Genomic DNA, 19687 nt, shown 5'->3' on the forward strand with positions numbered 1-19687 from the left:
TGAAAATCAGAACGGGATCGTCGGGTCGGGGCCCAGCGGGTCCGGAGGCTCCGGTCGCATCGCCGGGTCCGCGTCGATCGATGCCCGGCGAATCCATGTGCGGCAGTTCTCCGACCAACCCTTTCGTCGGCCGGCACGCTCCGGAGAGACTCCCCAGAAGGCATCGGCTTCCGGATTCTCATCCGCCAACCACCCAAACCGAGACCCGGACTCACCGCGTGCCCTCTCACCGGGCACGCCAGAGTGGCGGGATTGGCCAGATGGTCGAGATTGGTTGGTCCGCCCCGATGATCGGGCCTCCCAACACGGATCCCACACGGGATCCTCGACTGCCGGCCATCCATCATCGGCAGCATCGGCCAGGCACCGTGCCTCTTCGGCGACCTCCCTGTCCGGGTCATTGAGTGGGCCGGCGGTGAACTCGGCCAGTGCCCTCTCATAGTCCGCGGTGGCCTTCGCATGCGCGGCCAGCGCCTCGGCGATCTCCGCGTTGTGCATCGCCTCGGCGGCCTCGGCTTCGGCGCGCATCCGCTGGGCGTTGGCACCGCGGATGGTCTTGGCCAACCGCGTGGCCTTCTGATCGAAGGTCTGCCGTTTAACGTGTGCGATCGGCCCATGGGGCACCGAGGTGGCGAAGGCGGAGCCGGTGTGATCGAACCAGTCGACGGAACCGTCGTCGTTCATCACCGCGTTCCAGTGTCGGCTCGTCTTGAGGTTGTGATGGTGCTGACACAGGCACTGCAGATTCCACGTCGCCGTCACTCCGAGAAGGTTGGAAGTGTCGCCGGCGATGAACGCGGCACCAGACGCATCGGGGTCGTAGTTGATGACGTGGTCGATCTGGCACTTGTGCGCGGGCACATCACACCCGGGGAACCGGCACCCGCCATCGCGGGCACGCACCCTGGCCTTCTGCGCATCGGAGGGCACGTAGCCGTCGACCTGGGAATCGGCGGAGAGCCGGACGTCGTCGCAGCGCTCCAACCACTGCTTGGTCAGGTACTTCGGCAACCATCCGGCGCCGTCGAGCCACAGGCGCAGCTCGCCCTCATCGGCGCCTGCGTCGGCGTAGACGTTCATGGTCACCTTCGCGCCGGCGAAGTCTCCCCGCGACATGGCCATCAGAGCGTCCGCGAGGGTGCAGTCCTCACCCGACTTGATCTTCGCGTCGCGGATGGCGCGGACGGTGGCCTCGAACTCGGCCATGCGGTCCTTGCGCAGACACACCTCCATCGCCCCGAAGTCGCACGGGTAGTCATTGACGATGGTCACCTTCTCCGACTCCAGGGCCTTCTTCTCCTCCTCATCGGGAGGTGTGGAGATGGGTTCGACTGATTCGATGATGGCGCGGAGCTTGCGCATGAAGTTCTTCTGTCCCGGCAGTGCCTGAAACTCCTTGTTGGGGATCAGGTACTCGAGGATCAGCTTTTCGACGTCGGCGAGGTGCTCGTCGGATACGGCGATGGTGGCATCGGCGATCTTCGCTAGGCGTTCCAGGGGCAGTGCGCCGGAGTAGGCGAAGTTGAGGATGCGGGGCATGCGGGCGAGCATGGTGCCGACGTCGCAGTAGATCTCCGCCCAATACGGTGTGACACCGAGCCGGGTGGCGATGGAGGCGATGTGGGAGTCGACGTCGGCACCGCCGTCGGGTGTGGAGGCGATGGCGGCGCCGAGGTTGGCGATGTTGCGGGCACGACCCATCGCGGCAACAGGTTCATCGCGTTCGGTGACCCACCGTTTGCGAAGAGGGGCTGGCTCGGCGTCTGAATCAGCGTCGGAGTCGGGCTCAGACTCAGGGTCGGGCTCGTTGCTGCGGCCATGGCCCGAATCGGGTCGTCGTTGCTCGGGTTGGTTGTGGTGGTGGTCCGGATCGTCGTGCTCATCGGCTGCGTCATGGTCGAAAGCCATGAAGATTCCCCCGGGAATGCGAGTACGGATCGAGAGTGGATCTTTGCGTGATCGCTGGTGCTGATCTGCCCTGGCGCGAGACCAAACCCCCGGCCCCGCCCCTATGTCTTACTGCGCTACAACTTGTTCCTGCTGTGCTACCTTGCTTCACCATTCATCATACACGCGTTCGAGATAGAAGTGACGGCAATGATGGTAACGATCAGGCATCTTTACGCACCATACAACCCTCCCCGCCCGCCCGAAACGCCAACCCCATGCGTCGCACAGGTTGTCGATACACCCATCACGCCAGGCATCCACCTCTCGCGCCGGATACCATTTCCCCCTACCGTGGGGCCATGCAGACTTCATTCCCCGCCAAAATGACTTCGGCACGCGGCCTGGCAGCGTCGGCCGCCGTTGCCCTGGCGCTTGGCCTCGCAGCGTGCGGCGCCGGCTCAGACTCCGAATCCGACACCAACACCGACACCACCACTGACACCGGCACCGCCACAGACACCGCCACCACCACCGAAAACCAAGGCACCGACGCCCCGGCCACCGACACTTCCGCCGCCACGGAATCGGCGGCGAAGGAGGGGGACGAGGGGTCGTCGTCAAGCGAGCCGTTCGCCATGACCGAGGGGTCGACGACGGTGACCATCGACCCGGGCCAGGCGATCCCGCTCAACGAAATGATGCGGGTCACGTGGGACTCGGAGGGGCATTCGACCTGCGGCACGATCCTGACGCTGATGACGCCCGACAACCTCATGCTGCGCTTCGACGCCGACGCGGGCTGCTCGGGCGAGTTCCGGGAGAGCCTGGACCAAAGCCTCGGCGCCACCGCCGGCACCTGGACGCTGATGCTCGCGGGGACGCCCGACGGCGACATCGAGGTCCCCATCGAGGTCGGCTAAACCCCCACCGTCGTGCCGTACCAGCCGGTCCCCTCGGGCAGGGTGCCGGCGAGGGCCTTCGTGATCTCGCGATCGGCCTCGACCCCCACCAGCCCGCCCTTCGGCTCGCCCGACGACCGCACGCGGATCAGGTGGATCTCCTCGGCCACGGGCGGCGCATCATGCGTGGCCATGTGCTGGTCGAGCAGCATGTTGTCCTCTTCGCAGTAATTGCGCTGGACCCGCACGTCGATGCCGTCGTTCCACAATCCGAGGGCGGTCAGCTCGACATGCATCTGCTTTTCGACGTCCCGCCACCGCCCCGGATCGAGCAGCGCCGTGAGATGAGTGGTGAAGGAACCCATGCCCCGAGGCTACCGCCCGAAACCGGCCTTCTTCAGGGCGTCGGCCATCGAGCCGCCGCCGGAGGTGGCGCGGTTGTTCCCGCCCTTGGGGCCCTTGTTCCGGTTGTTCCCCTTGCCGCCCCTGCCACGGTAGCCGCGCTCGGGCTTGGCGCCGGGCTCGTCGTCAAGCCGCAGGGACAGGCCGATGCGCTGGCGATCGACGTCGACGTCCATGACCTTCACCTTGACCACCTCGCCGGATTTGACCACCTCGTGGGGGTCGGAGACGAAGCCCTTGCTCATGGCGGAGACGTGGACCAGGCCGTCCTGGTGGACGCCGACGTCGACGAACGCGCCGAAGGCGGCGACGTTGGTCACGGTGCCCTCGAGGATCATGCCCGGGGTCAAGTCGGAGACCTTTTCCACGCCCTCCTTGAAGGAGGCGGTCTTGAACTCGGGGCGCGGGTCGCGGCCCGGCTTGTCCAGCTCCGCGATGATGTCGGTGACCGTGGGCACGCCGACGCCGGCGGACTCGTCGACGAAGTCGCGCGGGTTGAGCGACTGCAGGACGCGGGAGTTGCCGATGAGCTCCGCCACGCCCAGGCCCGTCGCCGCGGCGATGCGGTCGACGACGCCGTAGGACTCGGGGTGGACGGCCGAGGCGTCGAGCGGGTTGGCCGCCCCGCGCACACGGAGGAAGCCGGCGCACTGCTCGAAGGCCTTCGGGCCCAGGCGCGGGACCTTCAGCAGCTCCTTGCGCGAGGTGAAGGCGCCGTTGCCGTCGCGGTAAGCCACGATGTTCTCCGCCACGGTCGTGCTCACGCCCGCCACCCGGCCCAGCAGCGGCGCCGACGCGGTGTTGACCTCCACGCCCACGGCGTTGACGGCGTCCTCGACGACGGCGTCGAGGGAATGCGCGAGCTTCGTCTGCGACACGTCGTGCTGGTACTGGCCGACGCCGATGGACTTCGGGTCGATCTTGACCAGCTCCGCCAGCGGATCCTGCAGGCGGCGGGCGATGGAGACCGCGCCGCGCAGGGAGACGTCCATGTCGGGAAACTCGGCGGCCGCCAGCGCCGAGGCCGAGTACACCGAGGCGCCCGACTCCGACACGGTCACCGGCTCGGGGCGCGCTCCCCCGGCCTTGACCAGCAGGTCCGCGACCTCGCGGGCGAGCTGGTCGGTTTCGCGCGACGCCGTGCCGTTGCCCACGGCCATGAGCTCGACGCGGTGGGTGGCGCACAGGGTGGCCAGGGCGTCGCGGGCGGCGTCCCACTTGTTCTGCGGCTGGTGCGGGTAGACGACGACGGTGTCGAGCACCTTGCCGGTGCCATCGACGACGGCGCACTTGACGCCGTTGCGAAACCCCGGGTCGAGGCCGAGCGTGGCGCGCTGGCCGGCGGGCGCGGCGAGCAGAAGGTCGCGCAGGTTGCGGGCGAAGACGTCGACGGCCTCGGCCTCGGCGCGCTCCTTCAGCCGCATGCGGGCGTCGAGCGCCGCGGAGACCTCGAGCTTGGTGCGCCAGCCGAAGCGGATGGCCTGGTCGACCCACTCGGATTCGGGCAGGTCGAAGGCGCGGCGGACCATGCCCTCGTACACCGCATCGTCGCCGGCGTCGATGCCCAGCTGCAGGATGCCCTCCGACTCGCCGCGCAGGACGGCGAGCACGCGGTGGCCCGGCATGGACTCCAGGGGCTCGGCGTGCTCGAAGTAATCGCGGTACTTCGCGCCGGCCTGTTCCTTGCCCTCGACGACGCTCGCCGCCGCCTGGCCGGTGGACCACACGCGCTCGCGCACCTCGCCGACCAGGTCGGCGTCGGTGGAGAACGATTCGACGAGGATCGCCCGGGCGCCGTTCAGGGCATCCTTCGGCTCGGCGAAGCCCTCGGTGACGTAGCCGGCGGCCGTCTGCGAAGGGTCGGCGGCGGGGTTGTTCAGCAGGTCGTCGAGAAGCGGCCCGAGCCCCGCCTCGCGGGCGATATCGGCCTTGGTGCGGCGCTTCTTCTTGAACGGCAGGTAGAGGTCCTCGAGCCGGGCCTTCGTGTCGCAGGCGAGGATGAGGGCGCGGAGGTCATCGGTGAGTTTGCCCTGCTCATCGATGGCGGCGAGGACGGCCTTCTTGCGGTCCTCGAGCTCGCGCAGGTACGTCAGCCGCTCTTCGATGGTGCGCAGCTGGCCGTCGTCGAGGCCGCCGGTGGCCTCCTTGCGGTAGCGGGCGATGAAGGGCACGGTGTTGCCCTCGTCGAGCAGTTTCACGGCGGTGGCGACGTGCGCCTGATCCACCCCGAGTTCGCGGGCGATGGTGGTCTCGATCATTCCGGCGAGTGTAGTGGCCCGGGTTTTCCTGCTTGACGACGGCCCGCGCGCCCGCAACCACCGCGACTTTTGCCATTACGGCAAACCTCGTTGCCGAATCCCGGCCGAGCAGTCCATTGTGTGGAACCATGAGCACACGCCGATATCCGCTGTTCCGAGTCATCGCCATCGGAGTCGGGGCAACCGCCCTGATGGACGTCACCGCCGAAGTCCTCCGCAGGACGCGGGGCACCCGATCCCTCGACTATGGCCTGGTCGGACGGTGGATCGGGCACATGCCGGCGGGCACCTTCGCCCACCGCCCGATCATGGCCGCCGAGCCGGTCTCCGGCGAGCGGGCCCTGGGGTGGTCGGCCCACTACGGCATCGGCATCGGCTTCGCCGCGGCCCTCGCCGCCCTGAGGCCGGGATGGGTCGACCGGCCGACGCTGGCGCCGGCGCTGGCGATGGGCATCGGCACCGTTGCCGCGCCGTGGCTGATCATGCAGCCGGCGTTCGGCATGGGCGTGGCCGCCGCGCGCACGCCGGATCCCGCAGCGGCACGCCTCGGCAGCCTGCGGGCGCACGCGACGTATGGCGCCGGACTCTGGCTGTCAGCCGGGATTCTCCGGATCGGTCAGATGAACGCGCTGCCCCTGCGGGCCGAGGAGGCTTAGCACCTCCACCGGGCCGTCGCCGGTGGAACCGAACCAGTGCGCGGCCCGGGTGTCGAATTCGGCGGCATGCCCCGGCTCCAGCTCCACGTCATGGTCGCCGACGATGAGGCGCAGCGTGCCGGACAGCACGTACAGCCATTCGCGGCCTTCGTGCCTGCAGGGGCGCGGCGTCGACCGGGAGGCGGGCAGGATCATTTTCACGGCCTCGTGCGGTCCGGGCTCGTGAGTCAACGGCACCACGACGATCCCATTTCGCCGGATCGGCCGGGCATGCACCCGGGGATCCCCCACCTGCGGGGCTCCGACCAGATCGTCGAGGGGCAACCCGTACACGCGCGACAGCGCGAGCAACAGTTCGAGGGTCGGCTTGCGCCCGCCGGATTCCAGGCGCGACAGCGTCGAGGTGGAGATCCCCGTCGCCGCCGACACATCGTCGAGCGTCAGCCGCCCGGCATGCCGGACGGAGCGCAGGCGCGCGCCGACCCGATCGAGCACGCGATCGATCCCACCGTCGTCCATGGCTCCACGGTACAGCGGCGAGGTCCTGCGACAATGGGCACTAGTGCTAGCATGGGTAGCACTATGAACACTTTCGAGGATCTTCGGGACCTGCCACCGGGACTGCTCTGGGCGTTGGGGGCGGTCGTCGCCGTGCAACTGGCGCTCATCGTCATCGCGCTCGTGGTGCTGGCGCGCACGCCCGCCGAACGGGTGAAACTTCTTCCGAAGGTTGCCTGGGCCCTGGTCATCCTGCTGGCCAATGGCATTGGCCCGATCATCTTCTTCGCCGTGGGTTGGGAGCGGCGCCCGAAGAAGGGGCCGGCCGCCGCCCACTCGAACACGAGCCTGCTGTCCCGATTTGGGCCGCCGCGCGACGGTGCCGCCATCGAGTTCGACGGCGTGCGTAAGAGCTACGGCGACCACGTGGTCCTCGACGACGTGACGCTGACCGTGCCGCACGGGTCGGTCTTCGGGTTCCTCGGGCCGAATGGGTCGGGAAAGACCACGGCGCTGCGCATGCTCATGGGGCTGTCGAAGGCGGACGCCGGCGTCGTCACCCTCGATGGGCGGGTCGGCTACCTGCCCGATGTCCCGGCATTCGACCCGTGGCTGACGCCCGCGGAGTATCTGCGGCTGTCGGCCCGCCTCGAGGGATTCACGGGCGGGGAACTCGACGGCCGCGTGGCCGAAGCGCTGGACATTTCGGGGCTGGCTCAGGTCCGGCGCCCGATCTCCGGCCTGTCCCGCGGCATGCGGCAGCGGCTCGGGATCGCGCAGGCGCTCATCGCCACGCCGGGCATCGTCGTGCTCGACGAGCCGATGTCGGCGCTCGATCCGATTGCCCGGCGCGAAGTGCTGGGCATCATCGATTCGCTGCGCGGGCGGGCGACCGTGTTCTTCTCCACGCATTCGATGGCCGACGTCGAGGCCGTGTGCGATCGTGCGGCGTTCCTCGGGCACGGGCGAATCCTCGCCACGGGCACGCTGACGGAGCTGATGGACGAGTTCGGCGATCCGGGCCACATCACGGCGACGTTTCGGGCCCGGCCCGGCATCGATGTCGCAGGTCGCCTGTCGGAGGCCGGCTTCCGCGATGTCGACGTCATCCCCGGCGGAGACCTCGACGATGCCTTCGCCGCCGCGATGGGAGGTGCGCGATGACGGTTCTGATCGGACGACAGTTCCGTGCGCTGCGCGCGTCCTGGTCGACGTGGGCGCTGGCGGGTGTCGCGGCATTGTTCGCGGTGCTCTCCCCCATCACCGCCCGCTATCTGCCGGAGATCCTCGGCGGTCTCGTCGGCGGCGACGCCGCCATCCCCATCGACGTCTCCGCCTTGCCCGATCCGTCCCCGGCGGACGCGTGGGCGCAGTGGTCGTCGAATCTGGCGCAGCTGGTCATCGTCATCGTGGCCATCGTCGCCGCGTCCGCCGTGTCGGCCGATGTCACGCGCGGCACCGCCGTGCCCATCCTCGCCCACCGGGTCAGCCGCCCGGGACTGTGGGCGTCGGCATTCACCGCGGTCGCCGTCACCCTTGCGGTGGTCGCCGCCGCGGGGACGGTGCTGATGATCGCGGTCACCGCCCTGCTTTTCGACGGCCTCGCCGTCTCCGAGATCGGCGACCCCGTGGCGACTTCGGCCCTGTGGCTTGTGTTCGCATTGTCGGTCGTGGCGGTGACCATGGCCGCCTCGGGTGCGGGCGCCTCGTCTCTCGGAGCGGCTGCGGTGGGCATCGCGTACTTTGCCCTCATGGCGTTCGCCGGCATGTGGCCGGTGATGATGGACTGGAGTCCAGCGGGATTGCTGGCGGCGAAGAACGCCTCGGCGGAGCCCGGCGCGGTCATCGGTACAGTCGCGGTGATCATCGTGGGAATCGCCGCCGGCATTGCATCATTCACTCGAAGGGAACTGTGATCCGGGATGCTCATTCACCTCGATTCCGCGTCGCCGACGCCACTGTGGGCGCAGCTGGTCGCCTCGTTGCGCAGGTCCGTCCACGACGGGGACGTGGCCATCGGCGAGAAGTTGCCCAGCGCGGGTGACCTGGCGGAGTCCCTCGACCTGAACAAGAACACGGTGCTGCGCGCCTACCGGCAATTGCGAGACGACGGCATAGTCGAGTTGCGGCGCGGCCGGGGCGCCACGGTCATCGCGGGCGCGGCCGACGGGGATGCGGAGCACTCCGTCGTGGAAGCAGCCCTGGATCGCCTGGCCTCCGCCGCGCGCGAGTCGTCGATCCCCATGTCCGACCTCATCGCGGGACTGACGGTTCGGGGGATCCGTTGATGAGGGCTGCCCGCCTGCGCCTCGTCGCTCAAACGCTGGCGCTGCCGGCCGTCGTCCTCGTCCTCGCGGTGACGTGGGCGCTGTGGGTGCTGCCCGAGCTGCCGGACCCCGTGGCCACCCGATTCGGGGACGACCAGGCGGCGACCGACTTCACCCCGCCGGGCACCTTCATCACCGTCGTGGCGCTGACCACCGCATTCACTGCCGGAGTGTTCGGCGTTCTGTTGCTCTCCGGCGTGTCGTCGGGGCGTGCGGGACGCGTCCTCGCCGGCGCCGGGGCCGGAGCCGCCACACTCGTGCCCGTCATGATGGCCACCACCCTGCATCCGCAAGTCGGCCTTGACGACGCGTCCGCGTTCCACCTGCCATGGCCCGCGTTCGTGGCGCCGTTCGTCATCGCGGTCGTGGCGGGAACGGCGGTGGGATTGCTCGTCCGGCCGGTCGGGGAACCCGAAGAATCCATCGCCGCGGGCACGCCCATCGCGGTCGGAGACACCTCCTTGGCCGCGTGGTTCGGCAAGTGCCGCGCACCGTGGATAATGTCGGTGCTCCTCGTGGTGGCCGTCGGCGCGACGGCCGTCACCTCCATCGCGGCGTTCCGGCAAGGTGACGCGGTGCTCGGATCCGTATACATTTTGCTCGCCATCGCGGTCGGCATTGCGATGTCGATGCTCCTCGGAGTGCGGGTCCGCGTCGACGCCATGGGCGTCCATTGGCGGCTGCTGCCGGGGTTGCCGCGCCGGACGATCCGCTACCCGTCGATCCGCGACGTGGCGGCGGTCGACGTCAAACCCGGTGACTGGGGTGGCTGGGGCTACCGATTCGGAGGGAAGGGCACGGCGATTCTCATCCGCGGTGGAGAGGGCCTGCGCATCGAGCGCACGAACGGCCGGGCACTCTACGTCACGGTCGATGACGCGGCGCGCGGGGCCGAACTGGCCCGGGCGCATCTGCGGCGTTACCGGTCGTAGCCGGAGTATGCGGCGAGCCGCCTGATCCGGTCGGTGACCCGGATGTTCCCCTTGCCCTCTCGGTCGCGCTTGATGATCAGCCTGGCCGCCGCCACCTGCGCTCGATCCGGGACGTGCGGATCCCTCGTCTTCCCGGCATCGCCGATCGTCGCATCCATCGTCCGACTCCTTTTCGCCCTCAGTACCTTCCGCCGCCCGCCATCATGCGCCGCACCGGCGTCGACCGCAGGACCAGCAGCGCGATGATCAGGCCGACCACGCCGGCCGCGAGGCCGCCGGCGACGTCGGAAAGCCAATGGGCGCCCACCCACACGCGGCTGAGCGCGACGACGCCGACCAACGCGACCACCGCCCACTTCAGCGCCGTGGCCAGGCCGCGGCGGACCATCGGCGCGAGCACCTGGATCGCCGCCATGCCCGTGCCCGTCACTCCCGCGACGTGGGCCGACGGGAAGGCGCCGTCATGCAGCGCCGGCAGCTCCGACAGCCGCAGCGGGCCGGCGGGGCGGTCGCGGTCGAGCAGCCACTTCATCACGTACGTCATGGCGATCGACGCGCCGAACGCCAGCGGCACCAGCAGCGCCATCGCCCGCAGGCGCCGCCACAGGAACACCGCCGCAATGAGCGTGGCGGGCGCGACGAACATGGGGCGGAACACCTCGGTGATGCCCATGAACGCGCCATCGAGGTTGCCGTCGAGCGCCCCGGCCCGCAGGTCGCGGACCCACCCGGCGAAGCGGAGGTCGACCTCCGAGCCCGTCGCCGTCGACGCGAACCACGCCAGCGCCACGAGCGCGGCGACCCAGCCGATCACATGGGTCGGCCGGGCGATGGACGTGCGGCTCACGCGATCACCGTGGTTTCCCCCGCCCACGGGGTCGACTCGCCGACGGCGCGGCCGATGGCCTCCGTGACCTCGTCCTCCAGCGCGGCCGGGCCCTCTGTGACGATGAGCAGCGCATGCAGCTTCTCGATCGTCGGCGGCTGCGCGTTCATGGACAGCCACCGGTCCATGAGCGATTCCGCCTGCGTGTCCACGACGGCGTCCTCCCCGGCCAGCGGCATGGCCACGCGTTCGTGGACGATGGTCAGGTTCAGGGCGCCGAGCTCGGCGAGGATGCGGTCGCCGATGGCCGGGAGATCCTCCGGGTCGAACAGCGCGCGCGTGATGGTCTGGTACTGGGTCATGGGAACTGTCTAGCATGGCCCGCGGATCGCATCTATCGTGGTAATGCAGATACCTAATTAGGACGACCCCAGGAGCCCGCCATGGACGCCCCCGAAACCCTCATCGACGTCATCGACGCCGCCCCGGACGCCAGGGACGGCGACTTCCCCGCCGCCAAGCGGGTGCTCACGGCCGATGGTGCGACCATCGTGGCGTTCACCTTCGCCAAAGGGCAGCGCCTCGACGACCACCACGCCCCGCATCCGCTGACCGTCCAGGTCATCGAGGGTTCCATCAGGTTCACGGTCGAGGACCGCGATCACCGCCTGGTGCCCGGGAAGATCCTCCACGTGCCCGAGGGCGTCGTCCATTCCGTCCACGCCGACGACGGCGACGCCACCTTCCTTCTCCTGCTCTCGACTACTCCTCGGGGCTGACCCCGGCGTCGAGCGCTTTCCGGTCGCGCGCCGACAGCTCCACGGCGTCGAGAAGCTCGGGCCGGCGCGACGCCGTGCGCAGCAGCGACTGGTCGCGGCGCCACCGGTCCACCTTGGCGTGGTTGCCCGACAGCAGCACCGGCGGCACCTCCAGGTCGCGCCAGTTGCGCGGCTTGGTGTAGCCGGGGCCCTCGAGCAGGCCGTCGGAAAAACTGTCCTCCTCGTGGCTGCGCCGGTTGCCCAGCACGCCCGGCACCAGCCGCACCACGGCCTCGGCCATGACCAGCACGGCGACTTCCCCGCCGATGAGCACGTAGTCGCCGATGGAGACCTCCTCCACGCGGTACCGGTTCGCGGCGTCGTCGACGACGCGCTGGTCGATGCCCTCGTAGCGCCCGCACGCGAACACGATGTGCTTCTCGTGCGACCAGCGCCGCGCCATGTCCTGGGTGAAGGGGGTGCCCGCCGGGGTCGGCACGATCAAGAGGGGCTTGTCGACGTCTCGTTCGCCGCCATCGCCTTCCATTCCATAAGAGGAGACCTCCGGCAGACCGGCGAGCTCGTCGTGGCGGGCCTGGCCGGTGTGCGGCATCGCGGAATCCAGCGACGCCGCCGAGGCCGCCGGACCCGTCCCGGCCGCGACGTCGTCGAGCGCCGGGCCCCACACGTCGGGCTTCATGACCATCCCGGGGCCGCCCCCGTACGGCGAATCGTCGACGGCCTGGTGGACCCCGGTGGCCCACTGCCGCAGGTCGTGGACGCCGACTTCGAGAATCCCCTTCTCTATCGCCTTGCCCAGCAGCGCGTGGCGCAGCGGGTCGAGGTAGCCCGGGAAAATGGTCACCACGTCCAGGCGCATGGCGGTCACAGCTCCAGCAGCCCGTCCGGCGGGGTGATCACGACGGCGCCGTTGTCCACGTCGACGATGGGCACCAGCGCGTGGACGAAGGGCACCAGCACCTCGCGGCCGCCGTCGTCGAGCACCACCTCGAGCAGCCGCTGGGTGGGGTTGCGCACCACGCCGGTGATCTCGCCGATGTCCTCGGGCTCCGGCTCCGCGCCCTCGTACGCGCGGGCGTTGGCGGTGGCCTCGTCGACGTCGCCGACATTGAGCACCCGCAGCCCGATCAGCTCGTGGTCGTAGTAGGCCTCGTCGTCGCCGTCGAAGACGGGCGCGGCGAAAAAGCGCATGCCGCGCAGGGTTTCGGCGTCGTTGCGGTCGGGGACCTCGTCGAAGAACACCAGCAGGCGCCCCTGGTGGGGGCGCATGGACTTCACGGTCAGCTCGCGCTCGCGGCCGGCTTGCTTGCCGACGAGGACCTCCCCGACGGCGAAGCGACCCGCCGGATCATCCGTCGTGGCGTCGACGACGACCTCACCGCGCACGCCGTGGGGCTTGATCACCCGCCCGATCTGCACCAGGTCCGCGCCGCCGGCATTGTTTCCCGAATTCTTCTGGCTCACGCGCCCAGACTATCGCGACGTGACCCGGCCACCGTCAACGGACACCGTGCGGGTCGCGCGGAAAGCGTCGCGCATGCGGCGGTCGTGGGTGACCAGCAGCACCGTGCCGGCGAATTGCTCGACGGCCTGCTCCAGCTGCTCGATGGCGGGCAGATCCAGGTGGTTCGTCGGCTCGTCGAGGACGAGGGTGTTGGTGCCGCGCGCCTGCAGCAGTGCCAGCGCGGCGCGGGTGCGCTCCCCCGGCGACAGCGAATCGCACGGCCGGGGCACGTGCTCGCCAGTGAGCCCGAACTTGGCCAACAGGGTGCGCACTTCCGCGTCCGGCCAGTCGGGAACCTCCGCGGCGAAGCGGTCGACGAGCGGATCCGGGCCGTCGAAAAGCTCCCTGGCCTGGTCCACCCGCCCGACGACGACGCCCGCGCCCACCGACGCCGAACCCTCGTCGGGCGCGCGCTCGCCGACGAGCAGCGACAGCAACGTCGACTTGCCCGAACCGTTGGGGCCCTCGACGAGCACGCGGTCGCCCTGGTTGATCTGCAGGGTGACGGGGCCGAGGGTGAAGTCGCCGAACTCGGCCACCGCATCGCGCAGCGTGGCCACCACCGTGCCGGACCGCGGCGCGGCGGCGATGGTCATGCGCAGCTCCCACTCCTTGCGGGGCTCTTCGACGACCTCCATGCGCTCGATGGCGCGCTCGGTCTGCGCGATCTTGCCCGCCTGCTTCTCGGACCGCTGACCGGCGCGGTGGCGGATGTGCTTGTCGCGCTCCGGGCTCTTGCCGCCATGGGCGCGCATGGCGTTGCGCGAGCCCTTGTCCAGCCAGGTCTTCTGGGTCTGCAGGCGGCTCTTGAGCTTGTCGACGTCGCCCGCGTAGTCCTCGTACGCCTCCCGCGCGCGGCGGCGGCGCAGATCGCGCTCGGCGAGGAAGGCCTCGTAGCCGCCGTCGAAGACGGTGATCTGGCGCTGCGCCGCATCGAGCTCGACCATCCGCGTGATGGCGCGGGCCAGGAACTCGCGGTCGTGGCTGACGATGAGCATGGGGCGGCGCTCGCCGGAGATGAAGGCCTCCAGGCGCGCGATGCCGTCGAGATCGAGGTCGTTGGTCGGCTCGTCGAGGAGCAGGACGTCATGGCCGGCCAGCAGGATCACCGCAAGGTTCGCGCGGGCGGCCTGGCCGCCGGACAACGCGGTCATGGGCAGCGACAGCACCGCCTCGTCGAGGCCGAGCTCGGCGGCGATGCGGGGCAGGCGCTCGTCGAGGTCCGCGCCGCCCAGCGCCAGCCAGCGGTCGAGGGCCGCGGCGTAGTCGTCGGCGGCGGCCGGGTCGTCCGCCATGGCCTCGGCCAGCGCATCCATGCGGGCGGCGGCCTCCGTGACGCCGGTGCGGCGGGCGACGAAATCGGCGACGGACTCGTCCCGGCGCTCGACCTCCTGCTCCAGCAGGCCGACGGTGGCGTCCGGCGGCGAGGTGGAGATCGTGCCCGTCATCTCCGCCGACGGCGCACCCGCCGCGGCGGCCAGCAGCGTCGACTTGCCCGAGCCGTTGGGGCCCGTCAGGCCCGCGACGTCGCCCGGGGCCAACGTCAGATCCAGATCCGCGAACAGGGTCCGGGGGCCATGGGCGGCGCCGACGCCGCGAAACTCGATGGTTGCCATGGGCGTTGATGCTACCCCACCCCAATACGCGGCCGGACATGCGAAAACGCCGCCACCCGGTGGGCGACGGCGTCGTCGGAAAGCGAGGGGGAACCGAAATTACTCGGCGGACTCCTCGGCCGGAGCCTCCTCGGCGGGGGCCTCCTCGGCGGCCTTCGCGGCCTTGGCCTCGGCGGCCTCCTTGGCGGCGCGGCGCTTCTCGGTGATGGCCTCGGCGGACGGGCCCTCGTTGGCCTCCGCCAGAGCCTGGTTGAACAGGTCCAGCTTGGAGGGCTTCTCCTCGGCGGTCTTCAGGGTGCCCTCGGCGCCCGGCAGGCCCTTGAACTTCTGCCAGTCGCCGGTGACCTTCAGCAGGGCCAGGACCGGCTCGGTCGGCTGGGCGCCGACGGACAGCCAGTGCTGGGCGCGCTCGGAGTCGATCTTGATGACCGACGGCTCGGCCTTCGGCTCGTAGGTGCCGATGTTCTCGATGACGCGGCCCGAGCGACGGGTGCGGGCGTCGGCGATGACGACGCGGTAGTGCGGGGTGCGGATCTTGCCGATGCGCTGGAGCTTGATCTTGACGGCCATGTGGCGTCTTCCTCTCGGTCACGGGGCAATTCTTGTGACACCCCCGCATGTGCGGCGGGGGCCGGTTTTGCCCTTGGTTTGGTCTGCGGGTGACCATCGGTCGACCGTGGTCGGGTCCGACGAACCGCAGTGGCGCCCACGCGGAGCGCGGACAACCCGGGAAACGATACCAGCGCCGCCACCGGGAACCAAAAACCCCGCTTGCACCTGGCCTGCACTGATTCGGCCCCCGCCGCCGGGAATTGTTATTCTGCCAGCGACACCGCCAGCCCCCCGACCCCAGAGGTGCCCACTGAACGCCCCAGACCGCGCCAGCGCCTACCGTCACGATCTCGACGGCCTGCGCGGTTTGGCGATCGCGCTGGTCGTCCTGTTCCACGTCTTCGGCGGCTCGGTCTCCGGCGGCGTCGACGTGTTCCTGCTGCTGTCGGGCTTTTTCTTCCTCGCCTCGCAAATGCGCAACGCCGACCGGCCGGGGCAGTCGATCAACCCCGTCCATTCCCTGTGGCGCACCGCGCGCAGGCTGCTGCCCGCCCTCATCCTCGTGCTCGCCGCGACGTCGGCGGCCGCCGTCGCGTGGTTCCCGCAGCTGCAATCGCCGTCGATGGCCAAGCAGCTCACCGCGTCGATCCTCTACCGCCAAAACGCCGAGCTCGCCGACCAGGTCCGCGACTACGCCGTCGCCGGGTCCACCGTGTCGCCGCTGCAGCACCTGTGGTCGATGTCGGTGCAGGGGCAGTTCTACGTCGGCGGCATCCTGCTCATCTCCGCCATCGCCTTCATCGTGCGGCGCACAGGCGCCCGGACCACGGTGCGCACCGTGATGCTGCCGATCCTGCTGGCGGCCACCGCCGCGTCCTTCGCCTACGCGACCTGGCTCCACGGCACGTCGCAGGGGCTCAACTACTACTCCACGTGGTCGCGCATCTGGCAGATCTCCGCCGGCGGCCTGCTCATCTACGCCGCCGCCGGTCTGCGCGTCCCGCCCGCGCTCAAGCCGTGGCTGCCCGCCGCCGGCGTGGCCATGATCGCCTCCACCGGTTTCCTCTTCGACGGCGCCTCGCTGTTCCCGGGGCCGATGGCGCTGTGGCCGCTGCTGGGTGCCGCGCTGGTGGTCCTCGGCGGCGGCACCGGCATCGTCTCGGCGTGGCTGTCGTCGCGCCCCATGCGCCGCCTCGGCGACATCGCCTACGCGCTGTACCTGTGGCACTGGCCGCTGCTCATCCTGGGCATGCTCGCCGTCGGCGCCAACGCACCGGGGCGCAAACTGGGCATCGCCGTCATCGCCGCGTCGCTGGTGCTGGCGTGGGCGACGCACCGGTTCGTCGAAAAGCCCCTGATGCAGAAGGGCCGCCGGCCCGCCGTCGGCGACGCCCCTGCCCGCAACGCGGCGAAGTCCCTGCGCACCGAGCCCGCCGCGCGCCGGCGACTGGCCGGGGCCGTCGCGCTCACCGCCGTCGGGGCGCTGCTGCTGGTCGCCTCGCCCGTGCAGCAGCACCGGGTCAACGAGGCGCGGCTGACCATCCTCGATCCGGCCGACTACCCCGGTGCCCGGGTGCTCACCGAGGGCGCCACCGCGCCCGAGGGCGTTCCCTACCGGCCCGGGCAGGATCTGATCGGCAACCTCTGGCCCATCGCCGCCCACGAAGGCTGCCTGTCGCTGCGCTCCGACGCCCCCGACGAGGTGGTCACCGTCAAGCGCAACACCGACGAGTCGCCGTGCATCTACGGCGACGCCGACGCGGACCGGTCCATCGTGCTCATCGGCGGCTCCCACGCCGAGCAGTGGTTCTCCCCGCTCGAGCAGGTGGCCATCGAAGCCGGCTACCGGCTCGAGGTGATCATGCGGCCGGGCTGCGCCGCCTTCCTGTCGCCGGTGTGGGACATGAACGACATGTGCGCCGAATGGTCCGAGGCCGTGGTCAACCACCTGGTGGACAACCGCCCGGACGTCGTCGTGACCACCTCCAGCCGCCCCGGCTGGGAGAACACCGACTACACGCCGGACGGCTACGCCGAGTTCTGGTGGGCGATGGCCGACTTGGGCGTGCCGGTCGTCGGCATCCGCGACACCCCGTGGATGAAGGACGAGTTCGGCGACCCCTTCTCCCCGACCGACTGCGTCGCCGCCGGCGGCGACCCCGCCGAATGCGGCACCCCGCGCGACCGCGTCCTGTCGCCGTTCCATGGCGCCGACGACATCCTCGCGGGAATCCCCGACTCCCTCAGCCTGGACTTCTCCGATCTCGTCTGCCCGGACGGCATTTGCCCCGCGGTGATCGGCAACATCTACGTCTACCGCGACGACAACCACCTGTCCGACCAGTTCGCGCTGTCGCTGACCTCCGAGATGAAGCGCCGCCTGCTGCCCTTCCTCGAGGATCTCGAATGACCCCGGCGTACCGCCGCGACCTCGACGGTCTGCGCGGCCTGGCCATCGCCCTGGTGGTGGCCTTCCACGTTTTCGACGGCCGGGTCTCCGGCGGCGTCGACGTCTTCCTGCTGCTGTCGGGGTTCTTCTTCCTCGGCTCTCAGATGCGCAACGCCGACCGCGCCGACCGGTCGATCAACGTGTGGCACTCGCTGTGGCGGACCATGCGCAGGCTGCTGCCGTCGCTGATCCTGGTGGTCACGGCGACGACGCTCGGCGTGCTCGCGTTCGCCCCGGCCCTGGTCAACGGCGAGATCGCGGCCCAGCTGCCGGCGTCGCTGCTCTACGTGCAAAACGCCGTCCTGGCCGCTCAGGGCGCCGATTACGCCGCGGCGTCGGGCGAGGTGTCGCCGCTGCAGCACCTGTGGTCGATGTCGGTGCAGGGCCAGTTCTACCTGCTGGGCATCCTCGTCGTGTCCGCCATCGCGTTCACGCTGCGCGCCTCGCACGCGCGCCCGCGCACCACCACGGTGATGGTCCCGGTGCTCGTCGCCGCGACCGTGGCCTCCTTCTGGTGGGCGACGGTCCTGCACGGCCAGGCGCAGGGCCAGAACTACTACTCCACGTGGTCGCGCATGTGGGAGCTCGCCGCCGGCGGGTTGCTGGCGCTTGCGGTCGCGCGCTTTACGACGCCCCGGTTCGCCGCCCCCGTCCTCCCCGTCCTCGGCGTGGCCATGATCGTGTCCACGGGCTTCATGTTCGACGGCGCCGCCGAATTCCCCGGCCCCTGGACCCTGTGGCCGCTCGGCGGCGCGGCGCTGGTCATCCTCGGCGGCGGCGCGGGCTTCATGTCGCGCATCCTCGAGTCCGGCTTCATGCGGATGCTCGGCGACATCGCCTACGCCCTGTACCTGTGGCACTGGCCGCTGCTGATCGTCACCATGTCCGCGCTGGGCCTCGACGACGTCGACGTGGGCATCGGTGCCGCCGTCATCGCCGCGTCGGTGGGGCTGGCGTGGCTGACGCACCGGTTCGTCGAAAAGCCCCTGATGCAGAAGGCGCCCCGCCCGCTCGTCGGGGAAGCGCGCGCCCGCGCGGGCCTGCGCTCCATGCGCACCGGGCCCGGGGCGGCGCGCGCGGTGGCCGCCGTGGTCCTGCTGGTGATGTTCGGCTCGATGGTCGGCCTGGGCCAGGAGCACTCGCGACGCTCGGCCGAATCCGCGGGCCAGAGCCTCGACGCGATCACCTACCCCGGCGCCCGCGCACTCAGCGACGGCTACCCCGTCCCCCACGGCCTCGAACCGCGGCCGGCGCCCGAATACGTGGCCAAGGCCTACCCCATCGTCGCCGAGGACGGGTGCATGACCTACGTCGGCGAGGACGCCGACCACATCGCCGACGGCAAGCGCTTCGGCCCCGATGCCGGCGAACCGTGCGTGTACGGCGACCCGGACGGGGACGAGACCATGTACCTGATCGGCAGCTCGCACTCCGAACAGTGGAGCACCGTCCTCGACCGCATCGCCCGCGACCGCGGATGGCGCCTGGTCCCCCTGATCCGCCAGGGCTGCGTGATCACCCTGGGCACCCCGCTGCCCAGCTCCGACGACGAGTGCATCGAGTGGTCCGAGCGGATGCTGGAGAAGATCGCCGACGACCGGCCGGACCTCGTGGTGTCCACCTCGACCCGCGCCAAGGGCGACTGGGGCGAGGGCCCCGACGTGCTGTCCCCCGGCGTGGCGGAGGCGTTCCGCTTCCTCGACGGCGAGGGCATCCCCGTCGCCGGCATCCGCGACAACCCCTGGCTCGTCGACGGCGACGGCGACCGGCTCAACGCCCCGACGTGCCTGGCCGAGGAACGCGTCAACTGGCGCGACGGAGACGAGGCCCGCGCCGCCGCCGACGAGTGCGGCATCGCCCGCAAGGAGGCCCTGGCGGAGAGCAATCCCGCGGCGAGGCTTTTCCGGGGCCTCGACGACGGCTGGTCCATCGACCTGTCCGACGCGATCTGCCGGCGGGACCACTGCCCCGCCGTCGTCGGCAACGTGCTGGTCTACCGCGATTCCAACCACCTCAGCGTGGCATACGCGGATTCCCTCCAGCCGGCGCTGGCCCGGGCACTGCTGCCGGTCTTCGAGGAGCTGGAGGGGTAAAGCGGG

The 19687-nt window shown here is 70.3% G+C and carries 20 protein-coding genes; 9 read left to right on the forward strand and 11 right to left on the reverse strand.

The window, feature by feature from the left end:
• Positions 1–6 precede the first annotated feature (6 nt).
• Positions 7–1908 carry an HNH endonuclease signature motif containing protein gene (locus ACFWGD_RS01220; RefSeq protein WP_377776693.1) on the reverse strand — a complete coding sequence of 634 codons (1902 nt, stop codon included), beginning with the start codon at positions 1906–1908 and terminating at the stop codon, positions 7–9.
• A 341-nt stretch (positions 1909–2249) separates the two neighbouring features.
• Between ACFWGD_RS01220 and ACFWGD_RS01225 the strand changes: the two genes are divergently transcribed.
• Positions 2250–2810 (forward strand): hypothetical protein, encoded by a 561-nt coding sequence (locus ACFWGD_RS01225; protein WP_377776694.1) that lies wholly within the window; start codon positions 2250–2252, stop codon positions 2808–2810.
• Here ACFWGD_RS01225 and ACFWGD_RS01230 read toward each other — a convergent pair.
• Both ACFWGD_RS01230 and ACFWGD_RS01235 read right to left on the reverse strand, forming a co-directional pair.
• Entirely contained in the window at positions 2807–3154 is a 348-nt protein-coding gene (locus ACFWGD_RS01230) for a hypothetical protein (protein ID WP_377776695.1), read from the reverse strand. The genes ACFWGD_RS01225 and ACFWGD_RS01230 overlap by 4 nt on opposite strands.
• Positions 3155–3163: 9 nt before the next feature.
• Entirely contained in the window at positions 3164–5449 is a 2286-nt protein-coding gene (locus ACFWGD_RS01235) for a Tex family protein (protein WP_377776696.1), read from the reverse strand.
• A 128-nt stretch (positions 5450–5577) separates the two neighbouring features.
• Here ACFWGD_RS01235 and ACFWGD_RS01240 point away from each other — a divergent pair, with 128 nt between their 5' ends.
• Positions 5578–6105 carry a DUF2938 domain-containing protein gene (locus ACFWGD_RS01240; RefSeq protein WP_377776697.1) on the forward strand — a complete coding sequence of 176 codons (528 nt, stop codon included), beginning with the start codon at positions 5578–5580 and terminating at the stop codon, positions 6103–6105.
• Here the strand turns inward: ACFWGD_RS01240 and ACFWGD_RS01245 are convergent.
• Positions 6043–6624 (reverse strand): helix-turn-helix domain-containing protein, encoded by a 582-nt coding sequence (locus ACFWGD_RS01245; protein ID WP_377776698.1) that lies wholly within the window; start codon positions 6622–6624, stop codon positions 6043–6045. The two genes, ACFWGD_RS01240 and ACFWGD_RS01245, sit on opposite strands and share 63 nt — an antisense overlap.
• Before the next feature lie 63 nt (positions 6625–6687).
• On the opposite strand from ACFWGD_RS01245, the gene ACFWGD_RS01250 reads away from it, so the two are divergent.
• From ACFWGD_RS01250 to ACFWGD_RS01265, 4 genes are read left to right on the forward strand one after another with little or no spacing between them, the layout of a single operon-like run.
• Complete coding sequence (locus ACFWGD_RS01250; RefSeq protein WP_377776699.1) at positions 6688–7767, forward strand: ATP-binding cassette domain-containing protein; 1080 nt, start codon at positions 6688–6690, stop codon at positions 7765–7767.
• Complete coding sequence (locus tag ACFWGD_RS01255) at positions 7764–8519, forward strand: hypothetical protein (RefSeq protein WP_377776700.1); 756 nt, start codon at positions 7764–7766, stop codon at positions 8517–8519. Before ACFWGD_RS01250 ends, ACFWGD_RS01255 begins: the two co-directional genes overlap by 4 nt.
• 6 nt (positions 8520–8525) lie before the next feature.
• Complete coding sequence (locus ACFWGD_RS01260; RefSeq protein ID WP_377776701.1) at positions 8526–8891, forward strand: GntR family transcriptional regulator; 366 nt, start codon at positions 8526–8528, stop codon at positions 8889–8891.
• Positions 8891–9862, forward strand: a complete 972-nt coding sequence (locus ACFWGD_RS01265) for a hypothetical protein (protein ID WP_377776702.1) — start codon at positions 8891–8893, stop codon at positions 9860–9862. Before ACFWGD_RS01260 ends, ACFWGD_RS01265 begins: the two co-directional genes overlap by 1 nt.
• Here the strand turns inward: ACFWGD_RS01265 and ACFWGD_RS01270 are convergent.
• The 3 genes from ACFWGD_RS01270 to ACFWGD_RS01280 are packed head-to-tail and all read right to left on the reverse strand — an operon-like array spanning position 9850 to position 11050.
• Complete coding sequence (locus ACFWGD_RS01270; RefSeq protein ID WP_377776703.1) at positions 9850–10020, reverse strand: hypothetical protein; 171 nt, start codon at positions 10018–10020, stop codon at positions 9850–9852. The two genes, ACFWGD_RS01265 and ACFWGD_RS01270, sit on opposite strands and share 13 nt — an antisense overlap.
• A gap of 20 nt (positions 10021–10040) precedes the next feature.
• Positions 10041–10709 carry a phosphatase PAP2 family protein gene (locus ACFWGD_RS01275; protein ID WP_377776704.1) on the reverse strand — a complete coding sequence of 223 codons (669 nt, stop codon included), beginning with the start codon at positions 10707–10709 and terminating at the stop codon, positions 10041–10043.
• The gene (locus tag ACFWGD_RS01280; RefSeq protein ID WP_377776705.1) at positions 10706–11050 is read right to left on the reverse strand and encodes a hypothetical protein; all 345 of its coding nucleotides are present in this window, start codon (positions 11048–11050) and stop codon (positions 10706–10708) included. Before ACFWGD_RS01280 ends, ACFWGD_RS01275 begins: the two co-directional genes overlap by 4 nt.
• Before the next feature lie 81 nt (positions 11051–11131).
• Here ACFWGD_RS01280 and ACFWGD_RS01285 point away from each other — a divergent pair, with 81 nt between their 5' ends.
• A complete protein-coding gene (locus ACFWGD_RS01285) occupies positions 11132–11467 on the forward strand; it encodes a cupin domain-containing protein (protein ID WP_377776706.1) in 336 nt (111 codons plus the stop codon).
• Here the strand turns inward: ACFWGD_RS01285 and trmD are convergent.
• The 4 genes from trmD to rpsP form a co-directional block, all read right to left on the reverse strand.
• Entirely contained in the window at positions 11451–12326 is an 876-nt protein-coding gene (gene trmD, locus ACFWGD_RS01290; protein WP_377777003.1) for a tRNA (guanosine(37)-N1)-methyltransferase TrmD, read from the reverse strand. The genes ACFWGD_RS01285 and trmD overlap by 17 nt on opposite strands.
• A gap of 5 nt (positions 12327–12331) precedes the next feature.
• Complete coding sequence (gene rimM / locus ACFWGD_RS01295) at positions 12332–12889, reverse strand: ribosome maturation factor RimM (RefSeq protein WP_377777004.1); 558 nt, start codon at positions 12887–12889, stop codon at positions 12332–12334.
• Positions 12890–12940: 51 nt separating this feature from the next.
• On the reverse strand, positions 12941–14587 hold the full coding sequence (locus ACFWGD_RS01300) for an ABC-F family ATP-binding cassette domain-containing protein (protein WP_377776707.1): 1647 nt from the start codon (positions 14585–14587) through the stop codon (positions 12941–12943).
• A 99-nt stretch (positions 14588–14686) separates the two neighbouring features.
• Positions 14687–15157 carry a 30S ribosomal protein S16 gene (gene rpsP / locus ACFWGD_RS01305; RefSeq protein ID WP_377776708.1) on the reverse strand — a complete coding sequence of 157 codons (471 nt, stop codon included), beginning with the start codon at positions 15155–15157 and terminating at the stop codon, positions 14687–14689.
• A 292-nt stretch (positions 15158–15449) separates the two neighbouring features.
• Between rpsP and ACFWGD_RS01310 the strand changes: the two genes are divergently transcribed.
• Complete coding sequence (locus ACFWGD_RS01310; RefSeq protein WP_377777005.1) at positions 15450–17549, forward strand: acyltransferase family protein; 2100 nt, start codon at positions 15450–15452, stop codon at positions 17547–17549.
• The gene (locus ACFWGD_RS01315; RefSeq protein ID WP_377776709.1) at positions 17546–19681 is read left to right on the forward strand and encodes an acyltransferase family protein; all 2136 of its coding nucleotides are present in this window, start codon (positions 17546–17548) and stop codon (positions 19679–19681) included. Before ACFWGD_RS01310 ends, ACFWGD_RS01315 begins: the two co-directional genes overlap by 4 nt.
• Positions 19682–19687: the final 6 nt, after the last annotated feature.

The sequence above is a fragment of the Corynebacterium sp. NPDC060344 genome, from assembly GCF_042725215.1.
Classification (GTDB): Bacteria; Actinomycetota; Actinomycetes; order Mycobacteriales; family Mycobacteriaceae; genus Corynebacterium.